Source organism: Isoptericola aurantiacus, from assembly GCF_044769875.1.
GTDB lineage: Bacteria > Actinomycetota > Actinomycetes > Actinomycetales > Cellulomonadaceae > Isoptericola > Isoptericola aurantiacus.
Map to the genome: position 1 here is coordinate 1 of NZ_JBJBAE010000003.1, position 12,790 is coordinate 12,790.

Sequence of the window (12,790 nt, forward strand, 5' to 3'; positions counted from 1 at the left end):
GGTGGGTGGGGGTGTGCAACAGGCCCCCCAACCGGTGGTTGGGGGGCCTGTTGTGAAGGGTGTCCGGCGGCGTCCTACTCTCCCACCCCCTCTCGAGGGCAGTACCATCGGCGCTGGAGGGCTGAGCTTCCGGGTTCGGTATGGGACCGGGCGTTTCCCCTTCGCTGTGGCCGCCGTAACTGTGTCGAGTTGTCGGGGTGCCACACACCTGGTTCCCCGGTGTCACCGTGCCCCGTGTGGGGGGTGGTGCGGGGGGTGTGTGGTGGTGCCCGTTTCTCGGGAACCGCACAGTGGACGCGTGCATGCAAGGTGGTGTGTGTGAAGTTGTCGGCTGATTAGTACCGGTCAGCTGCGACAGTCTTTGGTCCTGTCTTCCACTTCCGGCCTATCTACCCAGTGGTCTAGCTGGGTGCCTTCACAGAAAAGTTCTGTTGGAAACCTTATCTTGAAGCGGGCTTCCCGCTTAGATGCTTTCAGCGGTTATCCGTTCCGAACGTAGCGAACCAGCGGTGCTCCTGGCGGAACAACTGGCATACCAGAGGTTCGTCCGTCCCGGTCCTCTCGTACTAGGGACAGCCCTTCTCAAGTTTCCTGCGCGCGCAGCGGATAGGGACCGAACTGTCTCACGACGTTCTAAACCCAGCTCGCGTGCCGCTTTAATGGGCGAACAGCCCAACCCTTGGGACCTACTCCAGCCCCAGGATGCGACGAGCCGACATCGAGGTGCCAAACCATCCCGTCGATATGGACTCTTGGGGAAGATCAGCCTGTTATCCCCGGGGTACCTTTTATCCGTTGAGCGACGGCGCTTCCACAAGCCACCGCCGGATCACTAGTTCCGACTTTCGTCCCTGCTCGACCTGTCGGTCTCACAGTCAAGCTCCCTTGTGCACTTGCACTCGCCACCTGATTGCCAACCAGGCTGAGGGAACCTTTGAGCGCCTCCGTTACATTTTGGGAGGCAACCGCCCCAGTTAAACTACCCACCAGGCACTGTCCCTGATCCGGATCACGGACCGAGGTTAGATGGTCGATGCGGTCAGAGTGGTATTTCAACGGCGACTCCACCCGCGCTGGCGCGCGGGGTTCATAGTCTCCCACCTATCCTACACAAACCGCACCGAACACCAATACCAAGCTGTAGTAAAGGTCCCGGGGTCTTTCCGTCCTGCTGCGCGTAACGAGCATCTTTACTCGTAGTGCAATTTCGCCGAGTTCGTGGTCGAGACAGCGGAGAAGTCGTTACGCCATTCGTGCAGGTCGGAACTTACCCGACAAGGAATTTCGCTACCTTAGGATGGTTATAGTTACCACCGCCGTTTACTGGGGCTTAAATTCTGGGCTTCGCCCCGAGGGGCTGACCCGTCCTCTTAACCTTCCAGCACCGGGCAGGCGTCAGTCCGTATACATCGTCTTGCGACTTCGCACGGACCTGTGTTTTTAGTAAACAGTCGCTTCTCCCTGGTCTCTGCGGCCCTTTCCGCTTCCCCAGCTGGTGGGTTCACGGTCCAGGCCCCCCTTCTCCCGAAGTTACGGGGGCATTTTGCCGAGTTCCTTGACCACGATTTGCTCGATCGCCTTGGTATTCTCTACCTGACCACCTGAGTCGGTTTGGGGTACGGGCGGCTAGAACCTCGCGTCGAGGCTTTTCTTGGCAGCAGAGGATCACCCGATTCCCGCATACGCGGTCACCGTCGACTCTCACCCTGGATGTCTCGCGGATTTGCCTACGAGACGGGCTACGGCCTTGGACGTGGTCAACCATCGCCACGCCGGGCTACCTTCCTGCGTCACCCCTGTTAACACGCTTACCTACTACCGGTTCGGGTCCCACGCCATCGCACCGGTGTCACCCGAAGGTGACGGTGGTGGTCCGGGGTGGTTAGCATCACCGGGCTCGGTATGGGCGGTTCTTCGCCGGTAGGAGAATATCAACTCCTTGTCCATCGACTACGCCTGTCGGCCTCGCCTTAGGTCCCGACTTACCCAGGGCGGATTAACCTGGCCCTGGAACCCTTGGTCATTCGGCGGACGGGTTTCTCACCCGTCTTTCGCTACTCATGCCTGCATTCTCACTCGTGTGGCCTCCACCGCTGGATCACTCCGCGGCTTCACTGCCCACACGACGCTCCCCTACCCACCCACACACCTGAACACCCCTCAAGGGGATGCTGGGTACTGTGTGAGTGCCACGGCTTCGGCGGTGTACTTGAGCCCCGCTACATTGTCGGCGCGGAATCACTTGACCAGTGAGCTATTACGCACTCTTTCAAGGGTGGCTGCTTCTAAGCCAACCTCCTGGTTGTCTGGGCAACTCCACATCCTTTCCCACTGAGCACACGCTTAGGGGCCTTAGCCGGTGGTCTGGGCTGTTTCCCTCTCGACTACGAAGCTTATCCCCCGCAGTCTCACTGCCACGTTCTGGCTTGCCGGCATTCGGAGTTTGGTTGACGTCAGTAACCTGGTAGGGCCCATCGGCCATCCAGTAGCTCTACCTCCGGCAAGGAACACGTGACGCTGCACCTAAATGCATTTCGGGGAGAACCAGCTATCACGAAGTTTGATTGGCCTTTCACCCCTAACCACAGGTCATCCCCTCAGTTTTCAACCTAAGTGGGTTCGGTCCTCCACGCCGTCTTACCGGCGCTTCAACCTGCCCATGGCTAGATCACTTCGCTTCGGGTCTAGACCCGGCGACTGAATCGCCCTGTTCGGACTCGCTTTCGCTACGGCTTCCCCACACGGGTTAACCTCGCCACCGAGCACTAACTCGCAGGCTCATTCTTCAAAAGGCACGCCGTCACCCCTGCTAGGGAGGCTCCGACGGATTGTAGGCACACGGTTTCAGGTACTATTTCACTCCCCTCCCGGGGTACTTTTCACCTTTCCCTCACGGTACTTGTCCGCTATCGGTCACTAGGTAGTATTTAGGCTTAGCAAGTGGTCTTGCCAGATTCACACGGGATTTCTCGGGCCCCGTGCTACTTGGGATCCCTTCCACCAGGCCACACCATTTCGTCTACGGGACTCACACCCTCTACGGTCCGTCTTTCAATACGGTTCGACTATGACACGGCTTTCTTACTGGTCCCAGGACTGTCAGATCCTGGAAGAAGGTCCCACAACCCCGCACGTGCAACGCCTGACAGCTTGACACACGCACGGTTTGGCCTCATCCGCTTTCGCTCGCCACTACTCACGGAATATCTCTTCCTGTCGGTACTGAGATGTTTCACTTCCCGACGTTCCCTCCCGCACCCTATGTATTCAGGTACGGGTGACCAGGCATGACCCTGGCCGGGTTCCCCCATTCGGACACCCTCGGATCACAGCTCGTTTGCCAGCTCCCCGAGGCTTAACGCAGGCTACCACGTCCTTCTTCGGCTCCTAGTGCCAAGGCATCCACCATGTGCCCTAAAAAACTTCGACACACACTACAAATATTGCTACAGAGTCCAAGAAACACTCCCCACCACCCGAGAGCAAAACCCTCGAGGGCAAAAGAGTGCATTGAACATCTGGGATGCTCGCGTCCACTGTGCAGTTCTCAAGCAACGGACGAACCCGCCGGCCACGACCAGCACCCACCCCCACCAGCACCCACCCCAAGGGACGAGCAACCAGGGAAGCGGTCTACCGACCACCGACGACCCGTGTCCATCAAGACCCCGACCACGCGGCCGGCTGCCTCAGGACCCAACAGTGTGCTCACCAACCCCCCGGCACGAACCCCTCGCGTTCCCACCACCGCACCCCGAAGGGAACGACGGCGTACTAGCGAACGGCCCACCACCAGGCGAGCTGTACAGTCAATGTTCCACCCAGAGCAACCACCGGACGCACGTTCGGCGCCCACAGCGGCTGTGCATGACCACCCACCAGGCCCCGAAGGACACCAGCAGACGGTATGTGCTCCTTAGAAAGGAGGTGATCCAGCCGCACCTTCCGGTACGGCTACCTTGTTACGACTTAGTCCCAATCGCCAGTCCCACCTTCGACCACTCCCCCCGGAGAACCGGTTGGGCCATGGGCTTCGGGTGTTACCAACTTTCGTGACTTGACGGGCGGTGTGTACAAGGCCCGGGAACGTATTCACCGCAGCGTTGCTGATCTGCGATTACTAGCGACTCCGACTTCATGGGGTCGAGTTGCAGACCCCAATCCGAACTGAGACCGGCTTTTTGGGATTCGCTCCACCTTACGGTATCGCAGCCCTCTGTACCGGCCATTGTAGCATGCGTGAAGCCCAAGACATAAGGGGCATGATGATTTGACGTCATCCCCGCCTTCCTCCGAGTTGACCCCGGCAGTCTCCCATGAGTCCCCGGCATAACCCGCTGGCAACATGGGACGAGGGTTGCGCTCGTTGCGGGACTTAACCCAACATCTCACGACACGAGCTGACGACAACCATGCACCACCTGTGCACCGACCTTGCGGAACCACCATCTCTGGCAGCGTCCGGTGCATGTCAAGCCTTGGTAAGGTTCTTCGCGTTGCATCGAATTAATCCGCATGCTCCGCCGCTTGTGCGGGCCCCCGTCAATTCCTTTGAGTTTTAGCCTTGCGGCCGTACTCCCCAGGCGGGGCACTTAATGCGTTAGCTGCGGCGCGGAACTCGTGGAATGAGCCCCACACCTAGTGCCCAACGTTTACGGCATGGACTACCAGGGTATCTAATCCTGTTCGCTCCCCATGCTTTCGCTCCTCAGCGTCAGTTGCGGCCCAGAGACCTGCCTTCGCCATCGGTGTTCCTCCTGATATCTGCGCATTCCACCGCTACACCAGGAATTCCAGTCTCCCCTACCGCACTCTAGTCTGCCCGTACCCGATGCACGCCCCAGGTTGAGCCTGAGGATTTCACACCAGACGCGACAAACCGCCTACGAGCTCTTTACGCCCAATAATTCCGGACAACGCTTGCGCCCTACGTATTACCGCGGCTGCTGGCACGTAGTTAGCCGGCGCTTCTTCTGCAGGTACCGTCCACCCGAAGGCCTTCTTCCCTGCTGAAAGAGGTTTACAACCCGAAGGCCGTCATCCCTCACGCGGCGTCGCTGCATCAGGCTTTCGCCCATTGTGCAATATTCCCCACTGCTGCCTCCCGTAGGAGTCTGGGCCGTGTCTCAGTCCCAGTGTGGCCGGTCGCCCTCTCAGGCCGGCTACCCGTCGACGCCTTGGTAGGCCATCACCCCACCAACAAGCTGATAGGCCGCGAGCCCATCCCCCACCGAAAAACTTTCCAACACCCACCATGCGGCAGGCGCTCATATCCGGTATTAGACCCCGTTTCCAAGGCTTATCCCGAAGTGGAGGGCAGGTTGCTCACGTGTTACTCACCCGTTCGCCACTGATCCACCCAGCAAGCTGGGCTTCACCGTTCGACTTGCATGTGTTAAGCACGCCGCCAGCGTTCGTCCTGAGCCAGGATCAAACTCTCCGTAAAAGAGAGAAAACAACCAACAACCCCACAACGAGGAAGCCAGTCGCCTATCGATACTGGCCAGACCAAACAGACTAGCTGTTCAATCCAGTCCAAAGGAACCAAAAAGGTTCAAAATTTGGCATTGACTATCAAGCACACTGTTGAGTTCTCAAACAACCGACGCACACCATCAACGACCGAAACTCACCGCCTCGGCCCCTCCGGGGCAACCCTTCAACCTTACCCGATCTGATCCGCTCCGTCCAGTCCCGCTCTCGCGTTCCTGGCGGCCGGCTCGTCGAGCTCGGCCCCACCCGTCCGGCATCGGAGCGCACGAAGCACTCGGCAACCTTGTGGTGTGAGTTCCAGCCCCGGCGGCCACCGTGCGGTGTCCGTTCCCTGTCGGGCTGATGTCCAGAACATTACACGCCCCTGGCCGTCGCTCCAAGTCCGACGGGCGTGACCCGGCGCACACCGCCTCCGTGCAGGTCGCGGGGCACCTGCGGCGACGGTGTCCTGACGGGTCGGACGCCCGGAGGCGTCCACTCCTGGCAGGACACGTGGCGCCCGGGTCCCGCCCTCGGCCGTGTCCGCGTCCGGGCTAGTCTCGACGGCGTGACCACCGCCGTCGTCCGCCCCGCTCGTCCCGACGAGGCCGCCGAGATCGCCTGGCTGGCCGCCCTGACCTTCCCGCTGGCGTGCCCGCCCGGCACGCCGGTGGCGACCATGGCCGCCCACGTCGCCACGCACCTGACTCCCCGGCACTTCGCGCGCTGGGCGCTCGACCCCCGGTGCGCGCTCCTCGTCGCCGGCGCAGGCACCGAGGACGACGGAGCCGGCGAGCCCGGCGGGTACGTGCTGCTGGTCCGCGGCGAGCCCTCCGGAGCGCCGGAGCGCGCCGCGCTGACCGACTCCGTCGGTCCCGGACCGTACGTCGAGCTGTCCAAGATCTACGTCCACCCGGACCACCAGGGCGACGGCACGGCGGGCGCGCTGATGACCGCCGCCGTGCAGGCCGCGGAGGAGCTGGCCCCCGGCCGACCGCTCTGGCTCGGCACCAACGGCCGCAACGCCCGGGCACAAGCCTTCTACCGCAAGCACCGGTTTCAGGTCGTGGGCCACCGCACCTACGACGTCGGGGGCGTGCAGCACGACGACCTGGTCATGCTGCGCCACTCGTGACCACTCCCGCGACGCTGTGGGCGCACTTCCTGGCCCGCGGTGCCACCCTGGTGGCGGCTCGCGACCCAGGCGCGTGCGCCCACGGCGTCATAGCAGAGTGATCAGGAGGTCACCTCCCACGGGCCCCACGGCGAGCCACCCGGGACCTGGTTCCGGGTCCACCACCTCGCGGTGTACGTCTCACCGTCATGGACGACGACGTCACCCGCGGTGAAGATCCGCGACGGCGTCCACACCGCGACGCCCTCGGAGGTCTTGGCGATCTCCTGCCACGACGAGTACGGCGAAGCACCCGGCTCGTCGCCACGCGTCCACCACGTCGCCTCCCAGGTCGTCTGCTGAAACGAGACCCGGTCCTCCGCCGTGTACACGGACGCGCCGTCCCACACCGGCAGGCAGTCCTCGTCCGAGTCGCCCTTCGTCCAGGTCCACGAGTCCGGGTTCTTTGTCGACGACGGCTTGTCGCTCAAGACGTAGCCCTCCAGCGGCGTGGCCACGACCTTCACCCCGCCGTCGTTCTTGCGGGACTCGACGTACTCGACGCCCTCGACCACCGGCAGCGGAGCACCCGTGACGTTCCCCGGACCACACTCGTCCGACCACACCGGACGCACCGGCGTCACCTCCACCAGCTGCACCGGCGCCTCGATGCCGATACCGTCTCCGACGAACTCGAACATGTTGATGTTCGCGATGAAATGGCTGCCGTCCGCACGGAACACCAGGCTGAGCGTGAACGGGCCGTCGGGCGCCTGATCGACCGGAGCGTCGAACCACTCGTAGGCCTGGAATCCACCGGTGCTGGTGATCTCCGTCGTTCCGATCAACTCACCGTCCGCGTCCGCGCCACCCCGGCGCATCTCCAGCGTGCCTCCGACGGTGCTGCTGGCAAGTCGGAACCGGAGGCTGTCCACGCCCTCGAGGTTCACGTCGGAGTACTGCAACTCGTACCCGTCGCGGATGTAGCCGATGTTGCGGCCGCCGCCGAGCGGATCCCCGGCCTCCTCGTAGCGAACGTCCTCCTGCGGGTCGTGATGCTCGGCCTGGACGAGCGTCGGCCGGAGTCGGACCGACTCGGTGGCCGCCGCCAGGCTGCGGACCTCGGCGTCGTGACCGCCACGGACGTAGTCGACTTCCAGCTCGTACCGGAGCCGGTCGTCCGTGCTGTGCTCCTCAGGCAGCTCCATCGGAACCGTGCCCGAGCAGCCGGCCACCGCGTCGCCGGCATGGACATGGTCACCGTCGGTCACGACGAGTCGCGACCTGACGTGCTGACAGTCCACGTCGACGCTGTCGTCCACGACGACATCGAACGGCACGCCGTCGCCGAACGCCACGACCCCCCCGATCGAGGGATCGCGGACATCCAGCGACGGAGGCGTCCCCGTCGGCGCGGCGAAGGTCAGCGTCCGCCACGGCCCGGAGTTGCCTGCGACGTCGATCGACCGGTACTCGACGACGTGCTCGCCGTCGCCGGTCACCACGAACGGCGCGTCGTACACGGACTCCTCGGCACCGTCGAGTCGGTACTCGGTGGCGGCGACGCCGGAGGTCGTGTCCTCGGACATGAGGCTCACCCGAACGTCACCGGCGAACGCACCGTCTGCGACGACGCCCCGGGGGTCGGCTTCGGTGGTCGGTTCGGTACCGTCCACCCGAACCTCCAAGGTGTCGCGGTTCGACGTGTCGTCACCGCGCACCGCACGGTAGTCGAGGTTGTGGACACCATCCTCGGACAGCTCGATCGGCGTGAGGTAGTCCTGCCACTCACCGCCGTCGAGCCGGTACTCCACCGCATCGCCGTCAGTCGCGTTCAGCGTGACGGTCACCGGATCCGTGTACCACCCGTCGGATCCGTTCGGATCGGAGGGGTCGACCGTCGCGGTCGGTACCTCGATCACCTCGGGCCGGCCACCGGCCGCACCCTCGCCGACGAAGTCGAACCAGTTGAGGTTGAGCAGGTAGCCAGAGCCTCCACGGAACGACAGGACCAGGTCGAACGTGCCGTCGGGCGCGTCGACCTCGGTCTCGACGAACTCCCAGCTCTGGAAGCCACCGGTGTCCGACACCTGCGCGGTGCCGAGCAGCGGTCCGTCCACGGAGTCCTGACGGACCTCGATCCTGCTCCCGTCGCTGGATGCGGCCACGCGGAACCGCATCGCGTCGATGTTCGCGAAGTTGAAGTCCTCGTAGACCATCGAGCTGCCGTCCGTGATGAAGCCCATGTTGAGGAGCCCGCCCTCCGGGTCCTCGGTCTCCTCCGAGCGCACGCCGTCGCCGACGTCGTAGTGCTCGGCCTGCTTGCGGCTCGGCTGCATGGCGACGACGTCGCGTCCCTCGAGAGGTTCGACGGTGCCCTCCGGCGACCCACCGTCGGTGTACCGCGCCTCGAGGGCGTAGGTGATGCGGTCCGTGTCGACGTGACCACCGTCGGGTTCGAGGACGAACGATCCCTCGCACCCCGTGGTGGCCTGCATGGGGTGCCCGTGGTCGTCGTGCCCCAGGATGAGCTCGACGTCGACCTCGGAGCAGTCGATGTCGCCGTCGCCGGTCGTACCATCCTCGACGTCGTCCACCGCGATGGCGAAGCCGACGGTGTCGCCGTAGGTGAACACGGTGCCGTTCGCGGGCCACTGGATCTCGACGTCCGGTTCGGTGTTGCCGACGGCGATGGTGACGTTGGCGGTTCCCGTCCGCTCCTGGGCGTCGGTCACCGTCAGGATCGCAGTGAAGTCGCCCTCCTCGGTGTACTCGTGCGTCGGGTTCTCCTCGGTCGAGGTGGCTCCGTCACCGAAGTCCCAGGTGTAGGTCAGGTCGCCACCCTGAGGGTGGGACGTACCCGCGCTGGAGAACTCGACCGTCAGCGGGACACCGCCGGAGCGTGGCGTGGCGGCGACGTTGGCGATCGGGTTGGTGTTGCCACCCGTGTAGTCGATACGCACCACCTGGGAGTCGGCGTTGTTGCCGCCGAATCCGGAGCCCCATTCGATGCCGTACAGAGCACCGTCGTGGGAGCCGAAGACCAGTTCGTGCGGACGGGTCATGTCGATGGCGCCGTCCAGCATCGGGACGACGTCGAGCAGTTCCTTGTCCGGACCGAGGTGCGTCTCGTAGAGGCGATTCTGGCCCCATTCGTAGAAGATCGGCACGCCGTCGTAGTACTCGGGCCACTGGCGCTCCGACTCGAGAGTCGGGTCGTACTGGTAGGCGGGCCCGCCCATCGGGGCCCCGCTGCGGCCCACCACAGGGTGCGACAGCAAGCGACCGTACTCGACCTGCGGGTCGATGCTCGGCGGCAGCACCTGCAGGCCAGTATTGTTCGGCGAGTCGTTGACGGGGGCGTCGCAGTCGAACTCTCCGCCGGCGGTACCGGTTGCGTAGTCGTAGTCGATGTACGCACCCGTGCCGTGGCAGTACGGCCAGCCGTAGTTGCCGGGTCGGGTCATGATGTTCCACTCGACCCGCCCGTCGATACCCTTGTCCGGGTCGGGCGTGTTGGCATCAGGGCCGTAGTCGGCCAGGTAGACGGTCGAGTCCACCGGATCGACGGAGAAACGGAAGGGGTTGCGCAGACCCATCGCGTAGATCTCCGGACGGATCAGGTCGGTGTCCTGACCGGCGGCCCACTCGGTGTCGACCAAGTTTCCGTCAGGCACGGTGTAGCCGCCGTCCTCCGTCGGAGTGATCCGCAGCAGCTTGCCGCGCAGGTCGTTGGTGTTGGCCGCGCTGCGCTGGGCGTCGAAGGGCTCGTTGCCCTCGCGCTCGTCGATCGGGGCATAGCCGCCCGGAGCACCGCCCGGCGACGTGTCGTCGCCGGTTGAGATCCACAGGTCGCCCTCCGGACCGAAGTCGAGGTGCCCGCCAGAGTGGCAGCACTCCTGGCGCTGGTGCGGAAACTCGAGCACGATCGACTCGGACGCCATGTCCAGCGTGTCGCCCTCCATCGTGAAGCGCGAGAGCCTCTGCACGGGCGCGGGAACGGTGTCAGAGTCCGGGGTGTAGAAGAGGTAGACCCAGCCGTTCGTCGCGAACGCGGGATCGAGCTCGATCCCGAGCAGGCCGTTCTCCTGAGCGTCGTGCACCTCCAGGGTGCCGGCTGTGGAGGTCGTGCTGTCCTCGGGGTCGATCACGCGGATCTGGCCGGCCCGTTCGATGAATATGACGCGGCCGTCAGGGGCGATCTGCAGCCCCATGGGGCTGGCGACCTCGTCGTCCAGGACCACCTTCTGGTAGTTGGAGTGCTTCGTGCCGCCGCAGTCGTTCTCCTCGAGACCCGCACTCCACAGGAGGCCGCCTTCGAGGTGGTCGACGAACAGGTCCTCCGAGAAGCTGTCCTCGGTGTGCCCACCACCGGTGTACCAGGACCGACCACCGTCATAGTACTGGCACCAGGCGATGGGGTGGTCCTCGCCCATCGCGCCGCCACCCGGCTCGTAGGTGGACTCGTCGAGCGTCGCGAGAACGTGCACGTCGCCACGCGGATTCTCCTGGAAGTTATACCACTCGTCGAAGCGAGTCCAGACCTCCGGAAGGCCTTCCGTCGACGGGTGGCTCCGGTCCGCCACGTGGACGTCCGCCGTCTGCTGTTCCGGGTGCCCGGAGAAGTAGGCGCCGACGAGGCCGCCGTACCAGGGCCAGGTGTACTCGGTGTCGCTCGCGGCGTGGATACCCATGTACCCGCCGCCGGACCGGATGTAGTCCTCGAAGGCCGCCTGCTGCGTGTCGTCCAGCACGTCACCGGTGGTGGAGAGGAAGACGACGGCGTCGAAGTGGTCGAGGTTCTCCGGGGTGAAGGCCGTGGCGTCCTCGGTGGACTCGAAGGTCATGCCGTTCGCCGTGGCGAGCTGTTCGACGGCGGCGACGCCGGTCGGGATCGACGAGTGCCGGAAGGCCTCCGTCTTCGAGAAGATCATGATGTGCGGGTCCTCGTGGGCGCTGGCGGGCAACGCCGCGAGGCCGACGAGGGAGACTGAGGCAGCCGCGACCGCGGCAAGCGCTCTCCGGACAGGGATTCGCATGGCATCTCTCCATCGAGAAGTGGTGTCAGGTCGTGCCGATCGCCCCGCCGCAAACCTCAGGGCCGAGCACCGGCCCCACGGGAGGGCCGGGTGGACGCGTGGGGTCGGAGCGACTGCCCCGACCCCACGGCGGGCTGTACGGGACGGTGGTCAGTCCGTGGACGAGAAGGCGGCGTCGAACGCGGCGTCCGGGCCGTCGAAGGCCAGGCGCCGGACGAAGGCCAGCCCCTCCGGCGCACCGACCAGCCGGTCCATCCCGGCGTCCTCCCACTCCACCGACAGCGGGCCGTCGTACCCGATGGCGTTGAGCATGCGGAACGCGTCCTCCCACGGCACGTCCCCGTGCCCCGTGGAGATGAAGTCCCAGCCGCGCCGCGGGTCAGCCCAGGCCAGGTGCGACGAGAGCCGACCGTTGCGGCCGTTCAGGCGCTTCTTCGTGTCCTTGCAGTGCACGTGGTAGATCCGGTCGGCGAAGTCCCACAGGAAGCCGACCGGGTCCAGGTCCTGCCACACCATGTGGCTCGGGTCCCAGTTGAGCCCGAAGGACTCGCGGTGCCCGATCGCCTCCAGCGTCTGCTTCGCCGTCCAGTAGTCGTAGGCGATCTCGCTGGGGTGCACCTCCAGGGCGAACCGCACGCCGACCTCCTCGAAGACGTCGAGGATCGGGTTCCAGCGGTCGGCGAAGTCCTGGTAACCGGCGTCGACCATCGACTGGGGGGTGGGCGGGAACATCGCCACCGTCTTCCAGATCGACGAGCCGGTGAACCCGACGACGGTCCGCACGCCCAGCTTCGCGGCCATCCGTGCCGTGTCCTTCATGGCCTCGGCGGCGCGCCGCCGCACGCCCTCGGGATCGCCGTCGCCCCAGACCTCGGGCGACAGGATGTCCTCGTGCCGCTGGTCGATCGGGTCGTCGCAGACGGCCTGCCCGGTCAGGTGGTTCGAGATCGCCACGATCCGCAGACCGTGGCGCTCCATGAGGTCCTTGCGGCCCTGGACGTACTCCGCGTCGTCCCACCGGGTGACGTCGAGGTGGTCACCCCAGCAGCACAGCTCGAGGCCGTCGTAGCCCCAGCCGGCCGCGAGGCCCGCCACCTCCTCCAGGGGCAGGTCGGCCCACTGGCCGGTGAAGAGACTGATCGGTCGAGTCATGTCGGTTCCTTCC

The 12,790-nt window shown here is 64.7% G+C and carries 3 protein-coding genes and 3 rRNA genes; 1 reads left to right on the forward strand and 5 read right to left on the reverse strand.

What is annotated here, in order from left to right; all coding sequences use genetic code 11:
- Positions 1-61: 61 nt before the first annotated feature.
- The 3 genes from rrf to ACIQLL_RS10070 all read right to left on the reverse strand — a co-directional run bounded on the left by rrf (position 62) and on the right by ACIQLL_RS10070 (position 5,446).
- Positions 62-178: ribosomal RNA gene (rrf, locus tag ACIQLL_RS10060) — 5S ribosomal RNA — on the reverse strand.
- A 137-nt stretch (positions 179-315) separates the two neighbouring features.
- Positions 316-3,430 (reverse strand): 23S ribosomal RNA (locus ACIQLL_RS10065).
- A 490-nt stretch (positions 3,431-3,920) separates the two neighbouring features.
- Positions 3,921-5,446 (reverse strand): 16S ribosomal RNA (locus ACIQLL_RS10070).
- Together the 16S, 23S and 5S rRNA genes form the textbook arrangement of a ribosomal RNA operon.
- A gap of 594 nt (positions 5,447-6,040) precedes the next feature.
- On the opposite strand from ACIQLL_RS10070, the gene ACIQLL_RS10075 reads away from it, so the two are divergent.
- On the forward strand, positions 6,041-6,607 hold the full coding sequence (locus ACIQLL_RS10075) for a GNAT family N-acetyltransferase (RefSeq protein WP_402466309.1): 567 nt from the start codon (positions 6,041-6,043) through the stop codon (positions 6,605-6,607).
- A 101-nt stretch (positions 6,608-6,708) separates the two neighbouring features.
- Here ACIQLL_RS10075 and ACIQLL_RS10080 read toward each other — a convergent pair whose 3' ends face one another.
- Entirely contained in the window at positions 6,709-11,520 is a 4,812-nt protein-coding gene (locus tag ACIQLL_RS10080) for a ThuA domain-containing protein (RefSeq protein WP_402466312.1), read from the reverse strand.
- 255 nt (positions 11,521-11,775) lie between these two features.
- The gene (locus ACIQLL_RS10085) at positions 11,776-12,777 is read right to left on the reverse strand and encodes a sugar phosphate isomerase/epimerase family protein (RefSeq protein WP_402466314.1); all 1,002 of its coding nucleotides are present in this window, start codon (positions 12,775-12,777) and stop codon (positions 11,776-11,778) included.
- Positions 12,778-12,790: the final 13 nt, after the last annotated feature.

What these genes read in the sequence shown, in the direction of transcription:
- ACIQLL_RS10080 (WP_402466312.1), bottom strand. Translation starts at nt 11,520, where the DNA reads ATGATCTTCTCGAAGACGGAGGCCTTCCGGCACTCGTCGATCCCGACC.
- ACIQLL_RS10085 (WP_402466314.1), bottom strand. Translation starts at nt 12,777, where the DNA reads ATGACTCGACCGATCAGTCTCTTCACCGGCCAGTGGGCCGACCTGCCC.